General features: G+C 72.8%; 21 protein-coding genes. 10 read left to right on the forward strand and 11 right to left on the reverse strand.

The window, feature by feature from the left end; translation table 11 throughout:
* Window positions 1–3: 3 nt before the first annotated feature.
* The 4 genes from AB0C12_RS04845 to AB0C12_RS04860 form a co-directional block, all read right to left on the reverse strand.
* Window positions 4–2,007 (reverse strand): fibronectin type III domain-containing protein, encoded by a 2,004-nt coding sequence (locus AB0C12_RS04845; protein ID WP_360544194.1) that lies wholly within the window; start codon window positions 2,005–2,007, stop codon window positions 4–6.
* Window positions 2,008–2,079: 72 nt separating this feature from the next.
* Window positions 2,080–2,940 carry a methyltransferase domain-containing protein gene (locus tag AB0C12_RS04850; protein WP_360544195.1) on the reverse strand — a complete coding sequence of 287 codons (861 nt, stop codon included), beginning with the start codon at window positions 2,938–2,940 and terminating at the stop codon, window positions 2,080–2,082.
* Window positions 2,937–3,365 carry a hypothetical protein gene (locus tag AB0C12_RS04855; RefSeq protein ID WP_360544197.1) on the reverse strand — a complete coding sequence of 143 codons (429 nt, stop codon included), beginning with the start codon at window positions 3,363–3,365 and terminating at the stop codon, window positions 2,937–2,939. The genes AB0C12_RS04850 and AB0C12_RS04855 overlap by 4 nt, the downstream gene beginning before the upstream one ends.
* Before the next feature lie 61 nt (window positions 3,366–3,426).
* Entirely contained in the window at window positions 3,427–5,190 is a 1,764-nt protein-coding gene (locus AB0C12_RS04860; protein WP_360544199.1) for a glycoside hydrolase family 6 protein, read from the reverse strand.
* A gap of 195 nt (window positions 5,191–5,385) precedes the next feature.
* On the opposite strand from AB0C12_RS04860, the gene AB0C12_RS04865 reads away from it, so the two are divergent.
* Window positions 5,386–6,234, forward strand: a complete 849-nt coding sequence (locus tag AB0C12_RS04865) for a methyltransferase domain-containing protein (RefSeq protein WP_360544201.1) — start codon at window positions 5,386–5,388, stop codon at window positions 6,232–6,234.
* A gap of 14 nt (window positions 6,235–6,248) precedes the next feature.
* Complete coding sequence (locus AB0C12_RS04870; protein WP_360544203.1) at window positions 6,249–6,788, forward strand: hypothetical protein; 540 nt, start codon at window positions 6,249–6,251, stop codon at window positions 6,786–6,788.
* A 78-nt stretch (window positions 6,789–6,866) separates the two neighbouring features.
* On the opposite strand, the gene AB0C12_RS04875 is transcribed toward AB0C12_RS04870, so the two are convergent.
* A complete protein-coding gene (locus AB0C12_RS04875) occupies window positions 6,867–8,255 on the reverse strand; it encodes an OFA family MFS transporter (RefSeq protein WP_360544205.1) in 1,389 nt (462 codons plus the stop codon).
* Window positions 8,256–8,353: 98 nt separating this feature from the next.
* Here AB0C12_RS04875 and AB0C12_RS04880 point away from each other — a divergent pair, with 98 nt between their 5' ends.
* Window positions 8,354–8,929, forward strand: a complete 576-nt coding sequence (locus AB0C12_RS04880; protein WP_360544207.1) for an RNA polymerase sigma factor — start codon at window positions 8,354–8,356, stop codon at window positions 8,927–8,929.
* Entirely contained in the window at window positions 8,926–9,750 is an 825-nt protein-coding gene (locus AB0C12_RS04885) for a hypothetical protein (protein ID WP_360544209.1), read from the forward strand. Before AB0C12_RS04880 ends, AB0C12_RS04885 begins: the two co-directional genes overlap by 4 nt.
* A 42-nt stretch (window positions 9,751–9,792) precedes the next feature.
* On the opposite strand, the gene AB0C12_RS04890 is transcribed toward AB0C12_RS04885, so the two are convergent.
* Window positions 9,793–12,297 carry a LamG-like jellyroll fold domain-containing protein gene (locus tag AB0C12_RS04890; RefSeq protein ID WP_360544211.1) on the reverse strand — a complete coding sequence of 835 codons (2,505 nt, stop codon included), beginning with the start codon at window positions 12,295–12,297 and terminating at the stop codon, window positions 9,793–9,795.
* A 213-nt stretch (window positions 12,298–12,510) separates the two neighbouring features.
* Here AB0C12_RS04890 and AB0C12_RS04895 point away from each other — a divergent pair, with 213 nt between their 5' ends.
* Window positions 12,511–13,179: a copper homeostasis protein CutC gene (locus AB0C12_RS04895; RefSeq protein WP_360544213.1), complete on the forward strand. Its 669-nt coding sequence runs from the start codon at window positions 12,511–12,513 to the stop codon at window positions 13,177–13,179.
* A gap of 18 nt (window positions 13,180–13,197) precedes the next feature.
* Here AB0C12_RS04895 and AB0C12_RS04900 read toward each other — a convergent pair whose 3' ends face one another.
* Window positions 13,198–14,565 carry a UDP-glucose/GDP-mannose dehydrogenase family protein gene (locus AB0C12_RS04900; protein ID WP_360544215.1) on the reverse strand — a complete coding sequence of 456 codons (1,368 nt, stop codon included), beginning with the start codon at window positions 14,563–14,565 and terminating at the stop codon, window positions 13,198–13,200.
* 568 nt (window positions 14,566–15,133) lie between these two features.
* Between AB0C12_RS04900 and AB0C12_RS04905 the strand changes: the two genes are divergently transcribed.
* The 3 genes from AB0C12_RS04905 (at window position 15,134) to AB0C12_RS04915 (ending at window position 19,108) form a co-directional block, all read left to right on the forward strand.
* Window positions 15,134–15,889: a ThuA domain-containing protein gene (locus tag AB0C12_RS04905; RefSeq protein WP_360544217.1), complete on the forward strand. Its 756-nt coding sequence runs from the start codon at window positions 15,134–15,136 to the stop codon at window positions 15,887–15,889.
* On the forward strand, window positions 15,886–16,938 hold the full coding sequence (locus tag AB0C12_RS04910; protein WP_360544219.1) for a Gfo/Idh/MocA family oxidoreductase: 1,053 nt from the start codon (window positions 15,886–15,888) through the stop codon (window positions 16,936–16,938). The genes AB0C12_RS04905 and AB0C12_RS04910 overlap by 4 nt, the downstream gene beginning before the upstream one ends.
* Window positions 16,939–17,044: 106 nt before the next feature.
* Window positions 17,045–19,108: an MMPL family transporter gene (locus AB0C12_RS04915; RefSeq protein WP_360544221.1), complete on the forward strand. Its 2,064-nt coding sequence runs from the start codon at window positions 17,045–17,047 to the stop codon at window positions 19,106–19,108.
* Between the two features lie 205 nt (window positions 19,109–19,313).
* Here AB0C12_RS04915 and AB0C12_RS04920 read toward each other — a convergent pair whose 3' ends face one another.
* Genes AB0C12_RS04920 through AB0C12_RS04930 form a run of 3 tightly spaced genes read right to left on the reverse strand, consistent with a single transcriptional unit; the run spans window position 19,314 to window position 21,571 of the window.
* Window positions 19,314–19,832, reverse strand: a complete 519-nt coding sequence (locus AB0C12_RS04920; RefSeq protein ID WP_360544223.1) for a 2'-5' RNA ligase family protein — start codon at window positions 19,830–19,832, stop codon at window positions 19,314–19,316.
* Between the two features lie 18 nt (window positions 19,833–19,850).
* Complete coding sequence (locus tag AB0C12_RS04925) at window positions 19,851–20,534, reverse strand: class I SAM-dependent methyltransferase (RefSeq protein WP_360544225.1); 684 nt, start codon at window positions 20,532–20,534, stop codon at window positions 19,851–19,853.
* Window positions 20,531–21,571, reverse strand: a complete 1,041-nt coding sequence (locus tag AB0C12_RS04930; protein ID WP_360544227.1) for a Glu/Leu/Phe/Val dehydrogenase dimerization domain-containing protein — start codon at window positions 21,569–21,571, stop codon at window positions 20,531–20,533. The genes AB0C12_RS04925 and AB0C12_RS04930 overlap by 4 nt, the downstream gene beginning before the upstream one ends.
* A gap of 78 nt (window positions 21,572–21,649) precedes the next feature.
* Here AB0C12_RS04930 and AB0C12_RS04935 point away from each other — a divergent pair, with 78 nt between their 5' ends.
* Window positions 21,650–22,108 (forward strand): Lrp/AsnC family transcriptional regulator, encoded by a 459-nt coding sequence (locus AB0C12_RS04935; RefSeq protein WP_360544229.1) that lies wholly within the window; start codon window positions 21,650–21,652, stop codon window positions 22,106–22,108.
* Between the two features lie 18 nt (window positions 22,109–22,126).
* On the opposite strand, the gene AB0C12_RS04940 is transcribed toward AB0C12_RS04935, so the two are convergent.
* On the reverse strand, window positions 22,127–22,894 hold the full coding sequence (locus AB0C12_RS04940) for a Sir2 family NAD-dependent protein deacetylase (protein ID WP_360544231.1): 768 nt from the start codon (window positions 22,892–22,894) through the stop codon (window positions 22,127–22,129).
* A 137-nt stretch (window positions 22,895–23,031) separates the two neighbouring features.
* Here AB0C12_RS04940 and AB0C12_RS04945 point away from each other — a divergent pair, with 137 nt between their 5' ends.
* Complete coding sequence (locus AB0C12_RS04945; RefSeq protein ID WP_360544233.1) at window positions 23,032–23,886, forward strand: L,D-transpeptidase; 855 nt, start codon at window positions 23,032–23,034, stop codon at window positions 23,884–23,886.
* Window positions 23,887–23,901: the final 15 nt, after the last annotated feature.

Raw genomic sequence — 23,901 nt, forward strand, 5'->3', positions numbered from 1 at the left:
GGATCACCGCGCCGTCGCGTCGTCGCCGCCGGGCCCGGTCACCACCGCACCTGGGATCCGGTGGCGGCAGCCTACCGAACGACCGGCCCTGCGCACTGTCCAGCCGGCGGCGAGCAGGACGACCCCGGCCGCGGCGAGCGGGCCCGGCCCGGTGACCGGCAACCCCGCCCCGGCGGCCTGCGGCGTGCCGTGCCCCAGAGCGCTGAAGGAGACCCCGCCGTGGCTGACCGCGGCGACCACCACGGTGTACCGCCGGCCGCCGGTCAGGCCGGTGACGGTGCAGGTCCGGGCGGGCCGGGCGGTGCAGGACCGGCCACCGTCGAGGGTCCGGCCGGTGAACGCGACGGCGACGTACGCCGCGATCCGGTCGGCCCCCGGCGCGGCCGGCGCGGCCCAGCTGACCTGCAGACCACCGGGCCGGGCCAAGGCCCGCACCCCGGTGACAGCACCCGGAGCCAGCGGTACGGCCCGGAGCACACCTTCACGGGTGCAGTAGACGGCCTGCGAGACGTCCACGGCACAACTGCGATCGGCCCCGACCGACAGATCGGTGACGATCGGAGCGGGACGCCCGAGCAACAGCCGCACCAACGTCGACGTCCGGATCCCACTACGGTCCACCGGCGCCGCCGAAGCCCGGTCGGTGCTGCCACCGACCGCCAGCTGCCCATGATCATTGGCGCCCCAGCAGTACGCGGCCCCGCCACCGGTGAGCCCGCAGGTGGAATCCCCACCGGCCCGCAGACCGGAATAGACCCGCGAGCCGGCCCGTCGCGGTGCCGAGCGATCACCACCCCGGCCGAGCTGCCCACGGTCACCGGCGCCCCAGCAGTAGGCGGCCCCCTTCGGCCCGAGCGCGCAGGCATGCCGCCGCCCGACACTGATCTCCGTGTACGGCCCGCCGCCGACCGCAACCGGACTCGGCGCGGGGTCACCGGCGCCGCCGCCGTCCCCGAGCTGACCGTCCGAGTCGGAACCCCAGCACCAGACCTTGCCACTCTGCTCCAGCGCGCAGGTGCTCTCCTCCCCGGCGGCCAGATCGATGACCCCGGTCAGGCCGGGTACCTGCTGCGGATTGGCCTCACTGGTGCCGAGGGTGCCGAAGCCGAGCTGGCCGGCGTCGTTACGCCCCCAGCAGGAGACGGTCAGCTCGATATCGAGCACGCAGGTGTGCTCGGCCCCGGTGACGACCTGCACGGCGTTCCCGGCGACCTGCGCGGGCCGGGGCCGGTCGGCGAAACTGCCGTCGCCCAGCTGGCCCTCGTCGTTGCCGCCCCAGCAGTAGACGACCAGGCCCATGGCGGCGTACTCCAGGGTGAGGGCGCACGTGTGCACCCGGCCGGAATGCACAGCGAGGATGCGGGCGGCCTCGGTCAGCTTGCCGGACGCGGTGACCCGCACCGGCCGGGCGGAGTCGCGGGTGGTGCCGTCGCCGAGCTGGCCGTGGTCGTTGCCGCCCCAGCACCAGAGATCGGAGTACTGCACGACGGCACAGGTGTGCCGGCCGCCGACGGCGGTGAGGCCGGCGCCGGGGCCGGCCTCGGCGGCGGACGGGCCGGGAGCCCAGCCGGTCACCGCCCCGACCGCTGGATCGACCGGCGACTCACTCGATGAGCCGGCCTCTGGCTCACCCGCCGAGCCGGTCCCCTTGCCGGCCTCCTTGCCGGCCGCCGAGCCGGCCTCCGAGCCGACCGCCCGCTCGTCCTGCGCAGCAACCGCGGACCCACCCCTCGGACCAACCGCCCGCTCGTCCTGCGCAGCAACCGCGGACCCACCCCTCGGGCCGACCGCCCGCTCGCCGCGCGGACCCACGCTGCGTGCTGCCGGCGAGCCGGTGAGCGGCCCGGGCAGCGGGCGGAGGGCCAGGCCGGCCAGCCGGAGCACCTCGGCCTGGGCCGCACGGACGGCGTCCGGTCCGGGGTCGGCTTCCGCCCCGGCCGCGGGCCACAGTGGTACCAGGGCAGCCGCCGCGACGACCCCGGCGAGCCGCCGGGTGAAGATCCACATGCGGCTCAGCGAATCACACCGAATCGCGCCGGACACCCCGAAAGTGCTATTCGTCCCGCCGGGGCGGGCGGGTCAGGCCCGGGTCGCGCTCAGGTAGGCCGTGGCCGCCGTGTGCCGGGTCGGGACGTCGGCCAGCGACCGGACGTGCGCGTCGAAGCGATCCCGCTCGGCCGGGGTCAGCACCGAGTCGAGCACCTCGCCGTAGGTCGGCACCAACGGATTCGGCGCCGTGCGGCGGACGGCGGGCCAGTCCTCGATCGGCGGGCCCGGCATGTCGACCTCCGCGTGGTAGTCCAGCCGTACCCCGGCGAAGCCCGCCTCCGCCGCCCAGCGCACCAGGTCCCGCTCGTCGAAGTCGAGCATGGCGACGGTGGCCGGCGCGGCCGTCAGGTAGGCCGTGCGGATCTTGTCGATCAGCTCGGCGATCGGTGCCGGGTCCAGGCCGAGGAGGGTGTCGCGGCCCATCCGGGCCGGGAAGTTGTTGATCGGCTCGAAGACGGACAGCCGGCCGCCGGGGCGTAGCACCCGGTGCAGCTCGGCGAAGGCCGCCGGCTTGCGGGTCACGTAGATCAGCACCGACCGGGTCGTCACCACGTCCACCGAGGCGTCCGGGATCGGGCTCAGGTCGTCGGCGGCCGCCCGTACGAACGATGAGCGGGCCGGGTCGGCCTGCCGGCGGCATTCGTCCAGCAGGGCCTCGGAGATGTCGCTGAAGACGACCCGGCCGGCCGGTCCGACCCGGTCGAGGGCGCCGAGGCCGATCAGCCCGGTGCCGGTGCCGACGTCGAGGACCGTGTCCCCGGGGGCGATCGCCGCGCGGTCCAGGACGCCGTCGCGGTAGGCGGTCAGCCGGGGGGCGAACTGGGAACGCAGGCCGGCCGAGCCGCCGTCGCGGTGCCGCAGCAGCCAGTTCGCCCATCTGTCGGTCGTCACCGGGACACGCTAGCCCCGCGGGGTGCTCGGCGGGGGGCCAGCAACACGGCCGGCACGAGGGTCACCAGGCTCAGGGTCACCACGTTGCCGACCTGGTCGATCGGGGCGTAGTGGGCGAGGTGGCCGAGGTGGTAGATCAGGTGCGGCACGGAGAAGGCGAGCCAGGCCAGCGCGGTCAGCCGGACCAGGAAGTCGTCGGCGGGCCGGGCCGCCGCGCCCAGGGTGATCACCGCCAGGGCCAGGTAGAGGGCGCCGACGTCGCGGGCCAGGTGTTCGTTGTAGGTGCCGAGCATCGGCAGCCAGTGGTGGCCGGCGCCGGGGAAGGACCGCCACCAGAAGGCCGGCGCCGCGGCCGCCCAGGCCCCCACGAACAGAGCGGTGGCGGCTTGCAGGAGCAGGAGCGTACGGCGCACTTTCGCTGTCATGACCCCAGGACGAGCCGGACGGCCCGGTTGTGACAACCGGGCCGTCCGTGTTGGGAGAGGGTCAGAGTGCGGGGTACGCGTTGGCCATCAGCTCACGGAACTGAGCGGAGAACCACGCGCCGGAGATCGGAGCGCCGGACAGGGCGCCCGTCATGCTGTTGCCGTTGCGCTCGTTACCGGTGTAGGTCGGGTCGCACATCCGGTCGAAGCCCTTGCCCTCGTTGTTCGGGATCAGAGAGCTGGAGCCGTCCGACTCGCCCGGGGGCTTGACCCAGACGTAGGCGTCGATGCCCGTCTCCGGGGCCGCCTTCGGGCGCTCGCCCAGACCGGCACCGGACTGGTTGCACCAGTTGCCGGCGTGGATCCGGCGGTCGATGCGCGACTGGTTGACGAAGGTGTTCACGTCGGTGGACGTGCTCGCCGCGGCGGGCCGGTTGGCGCCGCCCCAGCCGTTGCGGGAGGTGTCGATCAGCATGCCGATGTTCGAGTTGAAACCGGCCGAGACCAGCTGCTGGCGGAACGCCTGGGCGAAGCTCAGCTCGTCGACGTAGAAGTTCCAGTCGACCCACTTCGACTGGCGCACGGACTGGCCGCCCACCGTCGAGTTGGCCTGGAAGAACGGCTCACGCAGGGCCGAGTAGTTCGCCGTGTTGACGATGAAGCCGGTGACGTTGTTGACGTTGCCGGAGGCGCGGGCGGCCTCGAGCAGGATCTGCGCGGTCGGGCCGGAGTTGGTGTCCCAGCCGATCCAGCCGTGGTGCGCGGCGTCCACGTAGTTGTAGACGTTGCCGATCGCGCCGAGCTTGTTCAGCGCGTAGCCGACGCCCTGCACGTAACCACCGTTGGACTTCATGGTGGCGCAGGTCGCGACGTTGGTGTTGGTCACCAGGTTGGGCAGCGAGTCGATCTCGATGATGTCGATGATCCGCAGGCTCGCGTACTTCGGGTCGGACTGGATCGCCGCGATCGGGTCGATGTAGTCGCTCTTGTACTTCGGCAGGTCGTTGACGCCGAGCTCACCGTTGGAGGCGAGCGCCGAGCAGTCCCGGCCGGGCAGGTTGTAGATGACGAACTGGATGTAGCCGGCGCCCTGGGCCAGTGCCTCGTCCAGATGGTCGCGCAGGCCCATGGCGCCGTTGGAGCTGCTGTCCGCGGTGCCCTCGATGGCCGCGATGCGGTCCAGCCAGACGGCGGTCGGGTTGCTGGAGACGCGGCTGCCACCGGGCTCGGCGTCGGCCTTGGCCTTCCACTCCGGGTTCACGTAGCCCTTGGCCCCCGCGTACGGGTTGTCGACCTTGGTGCCGGGCGGCGGCGGGGTGCTGGGGCTGGTCGGCGTCGACGGGGTCGCGGACGGGCTGCCCGGCGTCGACGGAGTGGCCGACGGGCTGCCCGGGGTGGTCGGGTTGCCCGTGCAGGCGGTGCCGTTGAGCGAGAACGAGGCCGGGGTCGCGTTCGTGCCGGAGTAGTCGGCGTTGAAGCCGAATGTCGCCGACGCGTTCGAGCCCAGGCTGCCGGCCCAGGACGGGCTGGCCGCGGTGACCCGCTGCCCGCTCTGGGTGATGGTGGCGCTCCACCCCTGGGTGATCCGCTGGTTGCCCGCGAAGTCCCAGGTCAGGTTCCAGCCGCCGGAGATCGGGTCGCCGAGGTTGGTCACCGAGACATTGCCGGTGAAGCCCGTGCTCCACTGATTTACCGAGTAGGTGACCCGGCAACCCGCGGCGGCGCTGGCCTGCTGCGCCGCGACGGCTATGCCGGCGCCGGTGAGGAGGGTGATCGCGGTGGCGGCCGTCAGGCCTCGCACCAGCGAGTGGGGACGTGGACTCATGCGCAAGCGCTCCTGGAAGACATGGCGACGCCCGGGGCAGGCGTGCCGAGGGGAACGAACTTCCGGCGCGGGGATCGATCGCTGTCGCTGACCACCGCGTGAGGCCCACACTATGGGAGCGCTCCCATGACATCAATACGTAATGGCCGCGAAACTTTTTGTGGATTTCCCGGAGCGTTGCCGATGATGATCTCCGTGGATGAGCTGACGGACCTGATGGTGGCCACCGACCCGGTCTCCGGCGCCCGCCTACCGGTCCGCCTGGACGCGATGATCGCCCAGCTCAGAGCCGGTGGGCAGAATCGGGCGGCCCGGCTGGCGCGGCGGCTGCCGGTCCACGACGGCGTCCTGATCGCCGAGGAGATCGACGCGTTGCAGATCCGGGTGCACTGTGAACTTCAGCGGCTGGGCGAGGAGCTGCAACTGCCCCGCCGGATCGCCGAGTGGCTGCTGCGGTGGCGCGCCACGCGGCCTGGGGAGCCGATCCGGGTGGTCGACGTGGGGTGCGGGCTGGGGCACGTGGTGCGCTGGCTGGCGGCGTACGACGCGCTGGGCCCGGGCGCCGACCTGGTGGGTGTCGACCTCAACCGGGCACTGGTCGCCCGGGCCGCCGAGCTGGCCGCCGCCGAGGGTCTGCACTGCCGGTTCATCGCCGGCGACGCGCTCGCCCCCGGGGTTGCCGGGGACGACGGCATGACCACCGTCGTCATCTCCTCGGGCCTGCTGCACCACCTGCCGGCGACCGCATTGCCGGGTTTTTTCGCCGCCCAGCGCGACCTCCGAGTCGCAGCATTCGCACACTGGGACATCGACCCCGGCCCCTGGACGACGGCCGGCGCGTGGATCTTCCACCGGGCCCGGATGCGCGAGCCGGTGTCCCGCCACGACGGTGTGCTGTCGGCCCGGCGCGCTCATCCGGCGTCCGTGCTGCTGGCCGCGGCCCGGGCCGGCGCACCGGACCACCGGCCGGTCTGCGCCGACGGACCGCGCTGGTGGCCGCGCCTGTCGCAGGTGCTGCGGCCGGTCACCGGAACAGCGCCGTGACCCCGGGGTGGTGGGTGCCGGTCGCACTGGTCGTGCTCGCCGCACTGGACGGCGCGTTCGCCGGCTTCCGGTCCTCGTGCGGGCGCACCGGCCTGATCCGGCACCGCCGCGAGGACGTCCGGGCGCACCTGCGCGGCCTGGCCACGGCGGCGCTGCTGCTCAGCCCGGTGGCCGCGGTCGTGCTGGCCGACGTGCTCGCCCACCCGCCGCGATGGGACGACTACGTGGTGGCGGGCCGGGCGATGCTCGCGCTCTATCTGCCGTTCGGGGCCACCGTGCTGGCCGCCCTGGCTGGTTACGCCGTGCTGGGCTGGCGCCGCAGGTTTCTGGCCAGCGCGGTCATCCTCGGCCCGTTCACCTTCGCCCGGCCGTTCGTCGCGGTGGGCGGCGTTGTGCTCGCCGCCCGGGCCGGTGCCGGCTGCACAGTGCTCGCCGCGGCCACGGCGGCGGTCATCGCGGCCCTGGCCGTGGAACCGGTCCTGGACCGCCGGTGGGTGACCGCCGCGCGGCGGCGGCCACCCGTGCTCCCTACTGGAACAGCTTCGCCGCGGTGATCGCCGTCTGGATCACGCCGTAGCCCAGCAGCACCACGACCAGCGCCCAGGACAGGGCCAGCCGTACGGTCGACGTCTTCATGCCACCGCCTCCTTCTCCTCGCTGCGCGGCTCGTGGAACCGCTCCGGCACGGGCTGCACCAGCAGGTTGGCGATGAAGCCGACGGCCAGCACCCCGACCATGGTGAACAGCGCCGGCTGGTACGCCGACGCCGTCAGCGTGCCCGGCTTGCCCTGGGCGTCCAGGAAGCCGTTGACGATCAGCGGGCCGGCCACACCGGCGGCCGACCAGGCGGTCAGCAACCGGCCGTGGATGGCGCCGACCTGGTAGGTGCCGAACAGGTCCCGCAGGTAGGCCGGCACCGTGGCGAAACCGCCGCCGTAGAACGACAGGATCACGCCGGCCAGCAGCACGAACAGGCCCACGGCGACGTGCCCGACCGAGGCCAGCAGCGCGTACAGGATCATGCCGACGCCCAGATAGACCATGTAGATCCGCTTGCGCCCGATGAGGTCGGAGGTCGACGACCAGACGAAGCGGCCGGCCATGTTGAACAGCGAGAGCACCCCGACGAAGCCGGCCGCCGCGGCCACGGCGACCGCGGACTTGCCGCCGGAGTCCCGGAAGAAGTCCTGGATCATCGGGCTGGCCTGCTCCAGGATGCCGATGCCGGCCGTCACGTTGCAGAACAGCACGATCCAGAGCAGCCAGAAGGCCCGGGTCCGGATCGAGTTGGCCGCCGACACGCTGGCCGTGGTGACCAGCGGCTTCTCCTTGACCGAGGCCGGATCCCAGCCGTCGGGCACCCAGCCCTCGGCCGGTACGCGCATGTTCACGACGCCGAACATCATCACCACGAAGTAGCCGATGCCCAGGGTCAGGAACAGCGCCACGAGCGCACCACCGCCGGCCACCGAGGTCGACACGTTCGGGTCGTAACCGGAGTCGTAGAACGACAGCAACTGCCGCGACAGCGGGCTGGCGATCAGCGCGCCACCGCCGAAGCCCATGATGGCCAGGCCGGTGGCCAGGCCGGGACGGTCCGGGAACCACTTGATCAGCGTCGAGACCGGCGAGATGTAGCCGATGCCGAGCCCGATGCCGCCGAGGAAGCCGTACCCGAGGTAGACCAGCCACAGCTGTTTCGTGCTGATGCCGAGCGCGCCGACGAGGAAGCCGGCGGCCCAGAAGCAGGCCGAGACGAACATCGCCTTGCGCGGGCCGTTCGCCTCGACCCAGGTGCCGCCGACGGCCGCGGACAGGCCGAGCATGACGATGGCGATACTGAAGATGATGCCCACCGACGTCGCACTGGCGTCGAAGTGGGCGACGAACGAATTCTTGTAGACGCTGGTCGCGTACACCTGGCCGATGCACAGGTGCACGGAGAGCGCGGCCGGTGGGATCAGCCAGCGGCTGAACCCGGGCGGCGCCACGGAGTGTTGACGGTCGAGCGCGGACAGCATGCGGCGCCTCCCTGACCTGGTGATGATCTATCGAGGCTCATCATCGACCCGCGGGAAAATTGCTGCAACAAATAGCGGCCCGCCGGACACAGCAGGATGTGATGACGCAGACCGGGCCGACCGACCAGGACCTCTGGGCCGCGGTGGCCGCCGGCGACGAGGCCGCCTTCGGGACGCTGTTCGACCGGCACTCGCGGGCCGTCTACAACCACGCGTTCCGGCTCAGCGGCTCGTGGAGTGTCGCCGAGGACGTCACCCAGGCGACGTTCGTGGTCGCGTGGCGCAGACGCGGGTCGGTCCGGCTCACCCACGGGACGGTCCTGCCATGGCTGCTGGTGGTGGCCGGCAACCACGTGCGGACCGAGTGGCGCTCGGCCCGGCGGCGGCGGGCGCTGCTCGGGCGCGTACCGGTGGAGCACGATCCCGATCCGGCCGACGACGTCGCCGGCCGGCTCGACGACGAGCGCGCGATGGGCCGGATCCTCGCCGCCGTGCGGCGGCTGCCGCGGGCGGAACGCGAGGCCGTCGCGCTGTGCCTGTGGTCCGGCGTCGGTTACGCCGAGGCCGCCGCCGCCCTGGGCGTCACCGAGGTCGCGGTCCGCTCCCGGGTGAGCCGGGCCAGGGCCCGGCTCGCCGCCCTGCTCGGCCCCGCAGTCAAGGAGGACCAGCGATGACCGACCTGATCGAACCCCCGGCCGAGCGCGACCTGCCGCCGGCCCGGGCCGCGCGGATGCGCGCGGAGCTGCTCGCGGCGGCCCGCGGCCCGCGCCCGCGGATCTCCCGGCGGCTGCTGGTCACGGCCGCGGCGGTGCTCACCCTGGTCGCGGCCGTCGCCGTGACCCTGGAGGTACGGCAGGAGGACCGCACCCGCATCCTGGCGATGAGTCCGGGCGAGCTGGATCTGTCGCTGCGCCGGTCCGTGCAGCGCTGCCTGGAGTTGATGGCACCGCGCCACGACGGGGCGCCGGAGCCCGAGTTCGTGCCCGTGTCCGCGGCGGACGTCGCGATCGCGGCCCGGCGGGGCTCGTGGATCCAGGTGCTGTTCCTCAACCGGACCGGGTACATGGCGTGCGAGCTGCAGCTGAAGTCCGGCCGGCTGTCGTCGGGCAGCGTCGGCGGCGAGGCCTGGCCGCACCGCGGCTGGCTGCCGGGCCCGGTCCAGCGCCTGAGCCTGTCCTCGACGGACGTTGATGGCGGCTCGGTCTCGGTGCTGGGACGGGTGAGCGCCCGGGTCGCCCGCCTGATCCTCGAGCACGGCAACGGACGGACCACGACGGCCCGGCTGCACGGCGGGGCGTTCGGGCTGATCTCCCGCACGGACGACGTGGGCGAGGACGCGGAGCTGGTCAGTTACGACGCGACCGGCCGGGAGATCGACCGGCGGCGACTGCTGGATTACCTCGGCCAGTTCCCGCACTGCTACACCGACCCGGCCGGCAAGGTGATCTACGACGGACCGGGCCCGTGCCGGCCGGCCGATCCCTGGACCGGATAACAGGCGGCGGGCTCCCGTGGGAGCCCGCCGCCGGCACTGTCGCTAGTTGCCCGAGGCGTAGAGCTCCTTGATCTCCGCCGCGGACAGGGCCCGGTCGTACAGGTGCACCTGGTCGACGGTGCCGTCCAGGTAGTCGACCGGGTTGCCGCCGTACTTGCCGCGGCCGATCACCGTGTTGCCGGTGGGCGCCGCCTGCGGCAGGCAGGCCCCGACCCGGCCGGCGAGCTCACCGTCGACGTAGAGCCGCAGCTCACCGCGTACGGTGTCGCGGACTCCGGTCAGGTGGTACCAGCGGCCGACCTCCGGCTTGACCGGTCCGAGCGCCCGGACGCCCGCGAAGCTCATCGCGAACCGCTGGTCGGCCCCGGAGTACTGCAGGAAGAAGTCGCTGACGCTCGCGCCGTCCTGGCTGACGATGGTCTGGAACGCGCCGTCGGCCTTGTCGAGCTTCACCCACGCGGAGGCGGTGTAGTCCGACGCGGTGTCGAGCACCGACGCACCGGTGTCGATGAACTGGCTGGAGCCGTTGAGCTCGACGCCCTGACCCTTCTTGGCGTCCACATAGCCGGGGCCACCGACCAGAGTGGCGTCGTGGTCGCCCGCGGCGTCCTCGGCGTTGCCGTCCAGCGGGTAGAACGCGACGCCGGTCAGCCCGGGCGTGCCCGGCGCAGGCTGCGGGGTGTCACCCGGGGTGCCGTCGGCCTTGGCGATGATCTCCCGGTTGATCGCGCGGACCTGCCGGAAGTCCATCTTGGCGACCTGCCGGTCGTAGGTCCAGAAGCCGTTGAGCTCCCCCTCGACGTCGGTGATCTGGGTGTAGATCGCGGCGCTGATCCCGCACGAGCGCGCCGAGGTGAGCACGGCCCGCTGGTTCTCGACGTACTTGCGGGTCAGCGTGGCCGAGTCCGGCTCCATCTCGTACGCCTGACCGTCGCCGAACCACATGTGGTTGGAGGTCTTCAGCCCGAAACCGCCGTGCTCGCCGTCGATCGACACCCGGTCGTCGTCCGGCGCCGGGGAGGCCGGGCCGAGGTACTGGTGGAAGTCGATGACGTCGCCGCGGCCGGAGTCGCCCTTGGAGTTGCAGCAGTTCACGCCGCTGTGCGCGTTGACCAGCCGGCTCGGGTCCTGCTTCTTGACGTCGTCGGCGATGCGGCCGGTGGCGGTGCGGTCCCACTCGCCCCAGCCCTCGTTGAACGGCACCCAGGCGATCACCGAGGTCCAGCTGCGGTGCTCGCGGACCATCTCGTGCAGCTCGGCCTCGAACTGGTCGCGCCACTCCGGCGGGATCGGGCCGGTGTTGGCCGCCGGCATGTCCTGCCAGACCAGCAGGCCCAGCTTGTCGGCCCAGTAGAACCAGCGGTCGGGCTCGACCTTGATGTGCTTGCGGACGGCGTTGAAGCCCATCTCCTTGTGCTGCTGGAGGTCGAACTTGAGCCCGGCGTCGGTGGGCGCGGTGTTCAGGCCGTCGGGCCAGAAGCCCTGGTCGAGGGTGGCCATGTTGAACAGGATCTTGCCGTTGAGGGCGATCCGCAGCTTGCCGTCGGTGCCCTTCTTCGTGCCGATGGCCCGCATGCCGAAGTACGACTTGACGGTGTCGACGGTCCGGCGCCCGTTCAGCAGCGTGACCTCGAGGTCGTACAGGTACGGGTTGTCGGGCGACCACAGCTTGGCCTTGGGGACGGGCAGGCTCAGCTCCGTACCGGTGGCTCCGGTGACCTTGCCGACCACCTTGCCGCCGGCCTTGGCGACGGCCTGGACCGTCAGTCCCTCACCGCGCACGGTCTCGGCGGTCAGCTTGAGCGCCGAGGCCGCCAGATCCGGCGTGGTGACCAGCCCGGAGATGCTGGAGTCGGCGACCGGCTCCATCCAGACCGTGCGCCAGATGCCCGAGCTGCCCTGGTAGAAGATGCCGCGGTCGGAGACCCGGCGCTGCTTGCCGATGGGCTGGCCGGTGGCGTCGGTGAGGTCCTCGGCCCAGACGATGAGCTCCTGCGGGCCGGTCCCCTTGAGCGCGGCGGTGACGTCCACGTCGAATTTGTCGTAGCCGCCGCGGTGGGTGGCCACCTCGGTGCCGTTCACCCACACCTTGGCGTCGTAGTCGACCGCGCCGAAGTGCAGCACCAGCCGCTGCCCCCGCCCGACCTGCCAGCCGGCGGGCACGGTGAACGTGCGGCGGTAGAACATCCGGTCCTCGTGGCGCTGGATGCCGGACAGCGCGGACTCGATCGGGTACGGCACCAGCACCCGCTCCCCCAGCTCCTGGCCGACCGGCGGGGCCTGGCCGGGCGCCGCCTTGCCGAACTGCCAGACGCCGTTGAGGTTCTGCCACTTGCTGCGGACCAGTTGCGGGCGGGGGTATTCGGGCAGGGCGTTCTGCGGGCCGACCTGGGCGGTCCACGGGGTGGCGATCGGCGGGATGCCCTTGTGCCACTGCGGTTCGGCGGCTGCGGCGGGGCCGGCGCCGGCGGCACCCGCGGTGCCGATGGCGAGAAGGGTGACGGCGGCGGCGGTGACGGCCCGCCGCGCTGTCCGGGGTGTGGTCATGCGCTGTGGTCCTCTCGGTGGGAAAGAACACGGGCAGCACCGATCCGCACTCGGCCGTCGCGTTCGGACATACGGCAAGCGCTTGGCGGGACCACCCAGTAGTAAACACAGTTCAACAAGATTGCTCAGAGTCCGTCAAGGCTTGGATGGAAGAAGCTCGATGGTCGTGCCCGCTGGGGCAACCCGTTCAGACTGATGTGCGACGATGCCGCGGTGCCTCAATCGATCTTGGAAGTGATCGCGCTGGACGCCGCGGACGCGCGGGCGGCGAAGGCCGGCGGCGCCGACCGGATCGAGCTGGTCGCCGACATGCGCCGGCAGGGTCTCACCCCGCCGGTCGCGACCTTCGCGGCGGTCCGGGCGGCGGTCGACCTCCCGGTCCGGGTCATGCTGCGGGCCGAGGACGGGTACGCGCTGAGCGACCCCGGCGCCCTGGTCGAGGCGGCCACCGGCCTGCGCGCCGCCGGTGCCGACGAGTTCGTCCTGGGTTTCCTCGACGCCCGCGCCGCGGTGGACCTGGCCGCCGTCGAGGCGGTGCTCGGCGCCATCGAGGGCTGCCGGTGGACGTTCCACCGCGCACTGGACCACACCACCGACCGACCGGCCGCCCGCCGCGCGCTGGCCGGGCTGCCCGGCCTGGATTGTGTGCTCACCGCCGGCAGCCCGGCGACCGTCGAGGAGGGCCTGGCCACGCTCACCGCGGAAGCGGCCTCACCGCCGCGGGTGCTGGCCGGTGGCGGCCTGCGCCGGCACCACCTCGCGCCGCTGCTGGCCGCCGGGGTGGACGCCTTCCACACCGGCAGCGCGGTGCGTCCCGGCGGCCGCTGGGACGCACCGGTGGACGCCGCGCTCGTCGAGGCCTGGCGCGCCGCCCTGCCCTGAGCTGCCCTGCGCCGCCGATCAGCGGCCGGTGACCGACAGGTAGCGGTAGCCGAGCTTGGCCAGGCGCTCCGGGTCCAGGCAGTGCCGGCCGTCCAGCACGACCGGGGTCCGCATCAGCGACGCGAACTTCGCCCAGTCCAGGTCGAGGTACTCCGACCACTCGGTGACCAGCACGACCGCGTCGCTGTCGTCGAAGATCTCCTCGACCTCGCCGGCCAGGTACGGCACCAGGTCGGGCTGCTCGCGGCGGAACCGCTCGGCGGCGACCGGGTCGTGCAGCCGGATCCGGGCGCCGCGGTCGAGCAGCATCCGCGCGATGTCCAGGGCCGGCGCGTCGCGCATGTCGTCGGTGTTCGGCTTGAACGCGAGCCCGAGCAGCCCGATCTTGCGGCCCTTGAGGATGCGCAGTTCGTCCAGCAGCCGGTCCACGACCAGCCGGCGCTGCATCTGGTTGACCTCGCGGGCGGCCGTGACGATCGGCATGGCGTGGTGGTACTCGGCGCTGGTGGCGATCAGCGCGGCGGTGTCCTTGCCGAAGCAGGAGCCGCCCCAGCCGATGCCCGGCTGGAGGAAGCGCGGCCCGATCCGGGTGTCCAGGCCGATGCCCCGGGTGACCTGGGAGATGTCCGCGCCGACCTTGCCGGCCAGCTGGCCGATCTCGTTGGCAAAGCTGATCTTGAGGGCCAGGAAGGCGTTGGCGGCGTACTTGATCAGCTCGGCCGAGGCCAGGTCGGTCGAGACCATCGGCACCGCGCCGAGCTCGGCCGGGCGCGGCAGGTAGGTCGGCGGCGTGAACGTCTGGTTCAGGATCGTGCGGTAGAGCCGGTTGAGCACGTCGAGGCTGCGCGGGTTGTCCGAGCCGACCACGATCCGGTCCGGGTAGAGGGTGTCCTGGATCGCCGCGCCCTGGCGCAGGAACTCCGGGTTCGACGCGACCGAGAACTCACCGTCGCTGCGCCGCTCGTGGGTGCGCTCGAACGACTCGCGCAGGATCGAGTCGACCCAGTTGCTGCTGCCGATCGGCACGGTCGATTTGTTGATCACGACGGTGAACTCGCCGTCGATGTGCTGCCCCACGCTCTCCGCGGCCGAGCGCAGGTACTGCAGGTCGGGGTTGCCGTCCGGCAGCGACGGGGTCTGCACGGCGATGAACACCACGTCGGCGCCGGGCACGGCCGCGCTGTAGTCGGTGGTGAAGGTCATCCGCTCGGCCGAGTCGGCCAGCAGGGCGTCCATGTGCGGCTCGTAGATCGGCGAGCGGCCCCCGCTGAGCAGGTCGACCTTGGCCTGGTCGAGGTCCACGCAGGTGACGTCGTGCCCGAGAAACGCCAGGCTGACGCCGGTGGTGAGACCCACGTAGCCGGTTCCTACGACGCACACCTTCATGCCCGCACTTCCCTTCGGTTCGCATCGGGTCCGGGTGTACCCGATCGCTGCACGGTAATCCGTCCTGTCGCGCCGCCGGGTGTCGCGGGATCCGCAGGCGAGTCGGATCACTGCCGATCGAAGCGACTCTGACGGTCAGCAACGACGTGCGTACCGTCGGCGCAGGTGGGCCGGCGGTGGCAGCGTCGTCGCCCGGCGACGACCAGGCTCAGTTGCACAACGACCTGAGCGCCGTGATGACCCGGCGGGCGACGGTGTGCTCTTGAGCGCCCGGACCGGCCCCGGCTAGGCTCACCGCAGGCAGTCGATACGTGGAGGCGGCCATCGCGGAGCTCGCCTTCCAGCCCGACACCGGCGCCCGCGCCCTCGAGAGGCTCCCCCGGTCACCGACGTCCCGCTCGAACCGCGGGACGTGTCCCGGCCGGCCATGGGCACCCTGTTCCGGCTGCTCGACCGGGACCCCCACGCGGCCGAGGCCGTCGAGCTGATCACGCCGCGCCCCATCCGGCGCCGCACCACACTGCCCGGCTGACCCGCCGGCACCGCATCCGCTCAGGAGGGACGCAGCATGGACCAGATCCGCGTGACCGTGTGGGGCGAGAACCGCCACGAGCGCACCGAGGAACACGTCGCGAAGCTCTACCCGGACGGTATGCACGAGACGATCGCCGCCGGCATCCGGGAGCACCTCGGCGACGCCGCGGTGGTCCGGACGGCCACCCTGGACGAGCCCGAGCACGGCCTGACCGAGCAGGTGCTGGCCGGCACCGACGTACTGACCTGGTGGGGGCACGCCGCGCACGGCGAGGTGGCCGACGAGGTGGTCGAGCGGGTGCACCGGCACGTGCTGTCCGGGATGGGCCTGGTCGTGCTGCACTCCGGGCACTGGTCCAAGATCTTCACCAAGCTCATGGGTACGACGTGCACCCTGCGCTGGCGCAACGAGCACGACCGCGAGCTGATCTGGACCGTCGACCCGACCCACCCGATCGCCCGGGGTGTGCCGCACCCGATCGTGCTCCCCGAGGACGAGATGTACGGCGAGTACTTCGACGTCCCGCCCCCGGACGAGCTCGTCTTCATCAGCTCGTTCAGCGGTGGCGAGGTGTTCCGCAGCGGCTGCACGTGGCGCCGCGGGCACGGCCGGATCTTCTATTTCAAGCCCGGCGACCAGGACTACCCGGTCTACCACCACCCGGACATCCGGCGGGTGATCGCCAACGGGGTGCGCTGGGCCCGTACCGACCGGCCCCGGCGGGAGCCGCCCGAGCTGCGGCGCTACGACACCTTCTCGGCGCCCACGCACCAGGGCCCGGCCGCGTGACCCGGGTGTTGCTGGCCGGCGCCGGCGCGATGGGCCAGGCCTGGCTGGCGGCGATCGACGCCGACCCCGGCGTCGAACTGGCCGGGGTGGTCGACCTGAACCTGGCGGCCGCCCGGCGGGCGGCGCCCGGACTGCCGGTCGGCACCGACGTCGCCGCGCTGGCCGCCGAGACCGGAGCTGAGGCGGTGATCGATGTGACCGTACCGGTGGCCCACCACGAGGTCACCACGGCCGCGCTGTTCGCCGGGCTGCCGGTGCTCGGCGAGAAGCCGGTCGCGGACACGGTGGCCCAGGCGCTGTCGCTGGTGGCGGCGGCGGACGTGAGCGGCCGGCTGTTCATGGTCAGCCAGTCCCGCACCTGGAACCCGCAGCTGTTCGCGCTGCGGGCGATGACCGGGAAACTCGGCCCGGTCGGCTCGCTCAGCACCGGCTTCCACCGGGCGCCGCGCTTCGGCGGCTTCCGCGAGCAGATGGCGCAGCCGCTGCTGGTCGACATGGCGATCCACGCCTTCGACGCGGCCCGGTTCCTGCTCGGCGACGACCCGCTGTCGGTCTCGTGCCAGACCTGGAACCCGCCCTGGAGCTGGTACGCCGGCGACGCCTGCGCCGCCGCGGTCTTCGAGATGACCGGCGGCGCCCGCTACGTCTATCACGGCAGCTGGTGCAGCCCGGGCGCGGAGACCTCCTGGAACGGCGAGTGGCGGGTCAGCGCGCAGGAGGGTACGGCCCGCTGGGACGGCGACCACGATCCGGCCGGGCCGCCGGTCGACGCGCCGGACGACCGGTACTCGGGCATCGGCGGGGCGCTGCGGGTGTTCACGGAGGCCCTGCAGAGCGGGGTCACACCGATGGGTGAGGTGCACGGCAACGTGCTGAGTCTGGCCATGGTGGAGGCCGCGGTCGACTCGGCGGCGCGGGGACGGCCGGTGCTGATCGACGACGTGCTGGCGCGGGCGCACGAGCAGGCCGTCCGGGACGAGCGCCGGCCCGAGGTGCGGGACGAGCTGCGGAGCTGGACCGACGTACGGGCTGCCCTCCGCGCGGTCTGAGCTCCTCGCCGCCGTCCGCTCCTTCCTTTGTCCACAGCCGGTGGCCGAGCGCGGGTTTTCCACAGCCGGTCAGCGACGGCCGGGGTGAGTGACTAGCGTGCCTGGGATGAACGCTCTGTCGCGGTTCGTCGTCGCGCACCGCTGGTGGGTGCTGGTGTCCTGGTTGCTCCTCGCCGCCGTGGGCGGATTCGCCGCGCCCAAGGCGACCGCCGCGCTGAGCTACGACTTCTCCCTGCCCGGCCAGGACGGCTACGAGACCAACAAAGTGATAACCGAGCGGTTCGGCTCGGGCGGCGACTTGTCGCCGGTCCTGCTGGTCGTCGCCGACGCCGGCGATCCGGCGCCGGTGGTGCGGGCGGCGACCGCGGCCGTGCCGGGCGCCCGGATCCTGTCCCCCGCCGATGAGCCGGCACTGCGGGCGCCGGACGGGCGCACCAGCGTGGTCGTCGTCTACCCCGCGCCCGTGCCCGGCCCGGAGCCTTATCTGGCCGCCCTGCCGGCCCTGCGCCAGGTCGCCGCGTCCGCCGCCGTGCCGGTGACCGTGACCGGCAAGGACGTGCTGGAGTCGGGCGAGGACGGCGACAGCGGCGGCGCCGACGTGCTGGTCGAGACGATCGCGGGCGGCACGGGTGCGCTGCTCGTGCTGCTGCTGGTCTTCGGCTCGGTGCTGGCGCTGATGCCACTGCTGATCGCCGCCGCCTCGATCCTGACCACGTTCCTGATCGTCTGGGGCCTCACCGGGGTCACCGACGTGTCCTTCATCGTGCAGTACCTGCTGGCGCTGATCGGCCTGGGCGTGGCCATCGACTACGCGCTGCTGATCGTCACCCGCTGGCGGGAGGAGCGCGGTCACGGCCACAGCAACGCCGACGCGGTCAGCCGGGCGATGGGCACGGCGGGCCGGTCGGTGTTCTTCTCCGGGGTGACCGTCGCTGTCAGCCTCGCGGCACTGATCGCGTTGCCGGTGCCGTTCCTGCGCAGCGTCGGCTTCACCGGCCTGCTCATCCCCGTGGTCAGCGTGCTGGCCGCGCTCACCCTGCTGCCGGCGTTGCTCCTGGTCATCGGCCCCCGGCTGGACTGGCCGCACCGCCGCTCGACCGACCCGGAGAGCCGGCTGTGGCGGCGGATCGGCGCGGCGGTGGTCCGGCGCCGCTGGGTGTCGATCGCCCTCGCCACGCTCGCCCTGCTGGTGCTGGCCGCGCCGGTGCTCGGGCTGCGGCTGGGCCGGCCGACCAACGAGTCGCTGGCCTCACAGGGCGGCACGGCGGCGGCCGCGGTCACGCGGCTCGACGCCTCCGGCATCGGCTCGGGCCTCACCACGCCGATCGAGATCCTGACCCCGGACCCGGCCCGGGTGCGCGCCGCGGTGCAGGACATCGACGGGGTGGCCGCCGTGGTGACACCGGCGACGTGGACCCGCGACGGCCTGTCGGTGGTGGACGTGTGGACCCGCGCGGACAGTTCCTCCGCGGAGGGCGCGGACGCTGCCGCCACGGTCCGGGAGGCGGCCGAGCGGGCCGGTGCGCGGGTGGGCGGCACACCGGCGCAGGACGCGGACTTCATCGCCGCGGTCTACGGCAACGCGTGGTGGGTGGTGCTGGCCATCGTGGTGGTCACGTTCCTGCTGTTGCTGCGGGCGCTGCGCTCGGTGGTGCTCCCGCTCAAGGCGCTGCTGCTGAACGTGATCTCGCTCGGGGCCGCGTACGGGATCACGGTCTGGATCTGGCAGGACGGCCACCTCACCGAGCTGCTGTTCGACCGCACCGCCTCGGGCGCGATCACCGTGTGGATCCCGATCGCGGTGTTCGCGTTCCTGTTCGGCCTGTCGATGGACTACGAGGTGTTCCTGCTGGCCCGCATCCGCGAGGAGTACGACCAGGGCCACGACACCGACGCCGCAACCGTGCACGGTGTGGCGCGCACCGGCCGCCTGGTCACCTCGGCGGCGCTGATCCTGTTCCTGGCCTTCATCTCCCTGGCCCAGGTCCCCACGACAGAGGTGAAGATCCTCGCCACAGCCCTGGCCCTGGGCATCGTGATCGACGCGACGATCGTCCGAGGGGTGCTGGCCCCGGCCCTGGTGGCGGCGCTGGGCCCGGCCAACTGGTGGCGGCCGTCCCGCCGCGGTCCGGCCCCGGCAGCACCGGAGGCGGTGCACAGCCAGACATAGCCCAGCTCCGGAACGCGGCCACAGCCCGACCACCGCACGGGCGCCCAACCGCCACCAGGTTCGACCACGTCCGGGCCGGACCACGTCCGGGCCGGACCACGTCCGGGCCGGACCACGACCCGGCCACCGCACCGACGCCCAACCACCGCCAGGCTTCACCACGGCCGCGCCGAAGCACGGTGCCGGGCCGGAGCACGCGGCGGGCTCAGGGGGTGAGGGTCTGGGCGACGTCGTTGGCGTGGTCGGTGACGGCCGCGCCGGTCACGGTGGCCCGGATCGGCAGGAATTCCAGGCAGCGGCGGACGGCCGCGCCCATCAGCGGGTTCGGCACCCGCATCGAGATCGTGCAGTGCGGCACCCACCGCCCCGGCCGGTAGTGCTCCCAGACCTCGATGCCGTGCCCGGCCAGCCGGTCATGCACCGCGCGGTGCAGTTCGAGCAGCTCCAAGGTCGGGGTGACCCCCAGCCACAGCACCCGTCCGATGAACTGGCCGACGAAGTCGAGCTCCACCGTCAGCCCGCGCCCCACCGCGTGCCCGGCCAGCGCCGCGGTCACCGCCTTCGGCTCCAGCCGCCGGGCGGCCGCCAGTGACACGTGCGGGCGGTGGCGTTCGTCGAGCAGGGACGCCAGTGTCTGCACTCCCTCTTCCTCGAGGGCCTGCCACAGCTTGCGTACCCGGCGGGACGCGTCGACGTCCAGATAAAGCTCGATCGCCGCCACCACCCGCTCACCCTATGCGGATCACCGGACGCGGCTGGCCAGCAGGTAGGCCCGGCGGCTCGGGAACTCGGCCGGGTCCAGCGGCTCCCGCAGCATCACCGACTCGATCCGGAACCCGGCCGCCACCAGGTCGCCGCGCACCGCGTCGGGGTCCAGGAAGTGCACGTCCACGTCCACCTGCGCGCCGAACCAGCTGGTCAGATGGCTGGTACCGCCGGCCGGCACGTCCGGGCCCTCGACGTGGAAGGACACCAGCAGCCGGCCGTCGCCGCGGATGGCCCGGGCCAGCTCACCGAACGCCGCCGCGCGGTCCGGCGGGCTCAGGTGGATGATCGAGTACATCGCCACGGCCCCCGCCCACGTACCGTCGGCGACCGGCAGAGACAGCATCGACGCCACCGTGAACGGGATCTCCGGCGCGCGTTCCCGGGCTATCGCGATCATCTCGGGCGACAGGTCCAGGCCCGTCACGTCGGGGTGCCGGGCCGCCAGGAAACGGGTGACGTGCCCAGGACCGCAGCCGACGTCCGCGACCCGGCCGGGACCGGCCAGTTCCAGGAACGCGACCAGCAGCGCCCGGTCCAGGGGTTTGTGGTCGAGCTCGTCGGCCAGCTCGGCGTCGTAGGCGCGGGCGACCCTGTCATAGGTGTCGCGCAGTCCGTCGTCGCTCGGGCGGGGGCCGGCGTCGGGGAAAGGCTTGCTCATGCGGCCATCGTCGCCTGCCGGGCGCCGGTGATGCGTGCCCGGGCCAGCTCGTGCGCCGCCGCCAGCGGAGTGATGCCGCGACGCCGGGCCGAGTCCAGCACCGTGGTCAACGTGACGGCGATGCCGCGTACCCGGGCCGTGGCCTGCGTCTCCGTCTCCCCGCGCAGCTCCACCCCGGTCGCGTGGATGACGCCGCCCGCACTCACGACGAAGTCGGGCGCCCACAGAATGCCCCGCTCGTGCAGCAGGTCCGCCGTCGCCGCCCGGTCCAGCTGGTTGTTGGCCGGCCCGCAGATCTCGGCGCAGCGCAGCCGGGCCACCGTCGCCGCGGTCAGGACCCCGCCGAGGGCCGCCGGCACCAGCACGTCCGCCTCCGCGGTCAGGATGTCGTCGGTCCAGGTCGCACCGAGCTCGGCCGCGAGCTGCCGGCGGCTGTCGTCCACGTCGGTGACCACCAGCTCGGCGCCGGACGCGGCCAGTTCGCGGGCCACGTGCGCGCCGACCCGGCCCAGGCCCATGATGGCGAACCGCCGTCCGGCCACCGGGGCGAGCGCGGCCAGTGCGGCCAGCACGCCCTCGGCGGTCGGTCCGGACGAGTCGCCGCTGCCACCGGCGCCGAGCGGGCGGCAGAAGACGTGGTCGGTGCGTTCGCCGATGACGGCCATGTCGTCCGGGCCGGTGCCGACGTCGGGTCCGGTCGCGTAGTCGCCGCCGAGCGACTCGATGGTGTCGCCGACGTCGTGCAGGACGGCCCGGCGCAGCCCGGCGTCGAGCGTCGTTCCCGGTGGCAGAGCCACCACGGTCTTGGCGCCGCCGTGCGGCAGGCCCGCGACCGCGCATTTGGCGGTCATCGCGGCGGAGAGCCGCAGCGCGTCGGTGAGGCCGTCGCGCCAATCCGGGTACGGGGCCAGCCGGCACCCGCCGATCGCCTGACCGAGGGCACTCGCATGCACAGCCACAATCACCGGCAGCCCGCTGCGGACACCCCGGCGGGCCACGACCCGTTCGAACTCGTCGAAATTTGCTGCGGTGGTCATGCCCGGACCATAGGAGCTCGTTCCGTCCGCCGGCCCGACCTCCGAACTATATTCGGCAGATGAAGCAAGGCGGCGACCGTGGACGAACTTGATGCGGCGATCATCCGGCATCTGCAGCAGGACGCCCGGCAGACCAACCGGGAGCTGGCCCGGGCGGTCGGCATCGCACCTTCGACCTGTCTCGAACGCGTCCGGCTGTTGCGCGCCCGGGGCGTGATCACCGGCTACCACGCGGAGATCAGCCTGGCCGCCCTGAACCGGACCGTGCAGGCGCTGCTGCACGTCCAGGTACGCCCGCTGAGCCGCGAGGTGATCGAGAGCTTCAAGACCTCGATCACCTCGCTGCCCGAGGTGCTGTCGGTGTTCGTGGTGGCCGGCGCCGACGACTTCCTGGTGCACGTGGCGGTGCCCAGCGTCGACGCGCTGCACGCGTTCCTGATGGACAAGTTCAGCAAGCGCCGGGAGATCCTCGGCTTCCGCAGCTCGGTGATCTACCAGCACGCCCGCACGATGGTCGTCGAACCCCTCGAGGACTGAGACGACTGAGACGACTGATCAGCCGCGGACCGGGGAGCCGGCAGCTTCGGTGAGGGCGGCGCAGAGCCGGGGCACCGCGACGCCGATCGGCTCACGGATCACCTCGGCGGCCAGTTCGTCGTACGGCGTCGGGTCCCGATTGACGATCACCAGCCGGTGGCCGGCGTTGAGGGCCACCGCGCACAACGACGCCACCGGCTCGACCAGCAGGGAGCTGCCGATCACCAGCAGCACCTCGCTGTGCGCCGCGATCCGCTCGGCCAGTCCCGCCGTACCCGGGTCGAGGTTTTCCCCGAACAGCACCACCGCGAGCTTGAGGATCCCGCCGCACGCCGGGCACCGGGGATCGCCGTCCCCGGCGGCCACCCGGTCGAGGACCGGCCGGCTGGGCGAACGCTGCCCGCAGCCGGTGCAGACGACCTCGTGCATACTGCCGTGCAGCTCCAGCACCTTGCGCGCGCTGGAACCGGCCCGCTGGTGCAGCCCGTCGACGTTCTGGGTCAGGATCCGCACGGCCACCGGGGTGCGTTCCAGTGCGGCGAGCGCCCGGTGGGCGGCGTTCGGCTCCGCGCGCCACGCGCTGTGCCCGAGGTACGTGCGCCAGAACCGCTCGCGGACACCCGGATCGGCCATGAAGGACCCGTACGTGAAGGCGTCGACCAGCGCCGGATCACGGGTCCAGACGCCGTCCGGCCCCCGGTAGTCCGGGATCCCGGAATCGGTGGAGACGCCGGCGCCGGTCAGCACCGCGATCCGTGAGATTCCGTCCATCCAGCTCGTGTTCATGGTCGCCGATGCTAGAAGGGGACACCCCGGAGGTCGACCGGGTTACGGGTGCCCGGCGTTCGGCTGAGATTCCTCCGTTCCGGTGGACGGTCCCGCTATCCGGAGGCTCGAGCGGTTGCTGCGCATACGGTGGGCGGGTGTTCCGAGCCCTGCGTGTCACCCGTACCAGAGCAGGGCTGATCGGTCTGGCCGCCTGCGTCGCCGCCGGCGCCGGCTTCCTGACCAGCACCGACGACCACCCGGCGGCAGCGCCGGCACCCGCCGCGCCCGCCCCGAGCGTCGCCGCCCGGACCCCGGAGCCGACCCTGTCCGCGGCACCGGCCCCGGCCGGCCTGCCGGTGATCGACTACTGGACGGCCCCGCGCGGCTTCCCGGCCGACCCGGCGGCGATGTCCCTGACCGCCGTCACCGAGGGCCTGCAGCCGGCCCGGTCGATCCCGGTCTACGACGCGCCCGGTGGCCGGCCCCGCGCCCGGCTCACCCCGGAGATCAGCGGCATGCCCCTGATCCTGCCGATCACCGACCGGCGCTCGGGCTGGGTCGCGGTGCTGCTGCCCACGGCGAACCGCCGGATCGGCTGGCTGCCCCCGAAGGGCTGGTCGTCGCGGCCGCTGCGCGACCACCTCATCGTCCAGCGCCGCACCCACAAACTGACGTGGCGCCGCGACGGCATCCGCAAGGCGGCCTGGACCGTGACCACGGGCGCGGCGGCGACGCCCACTCCGCTGGGCCGCAGCTTCGTGCTCGGCCGCACCCCGACCAGCGGCTCCGCGTACGCGAACGTGGACGCGCTGGCGCTGAGCTCGGTGCCGGAGAACCGCCGGTCCCTGCCGGCGGCGCTGCGGGGCGCGCACACGGGCATCCACGGCTGGTACGACGAGGGTGCGTTCGGCCGGAGCGCGTCGAACGGGTGCGTACGGATGCCGCGGGAGGCTCAGCGCACCCTGCTGAAACACATCGGACACGGCACCCTGGTCACGGTCGTCGACTGAGACCGGCGGACCGGC

It is taken from the genome of Actinoplanes sp. NPDC048967, from assembly GCF_040649415.1.
In the GTDB taxonomy this organism is placed as follows: Bacteria; Actinomycetota; Actinomycetes; order Mycobacteriales; family Micromonosporaceae; genus Actinoplanes.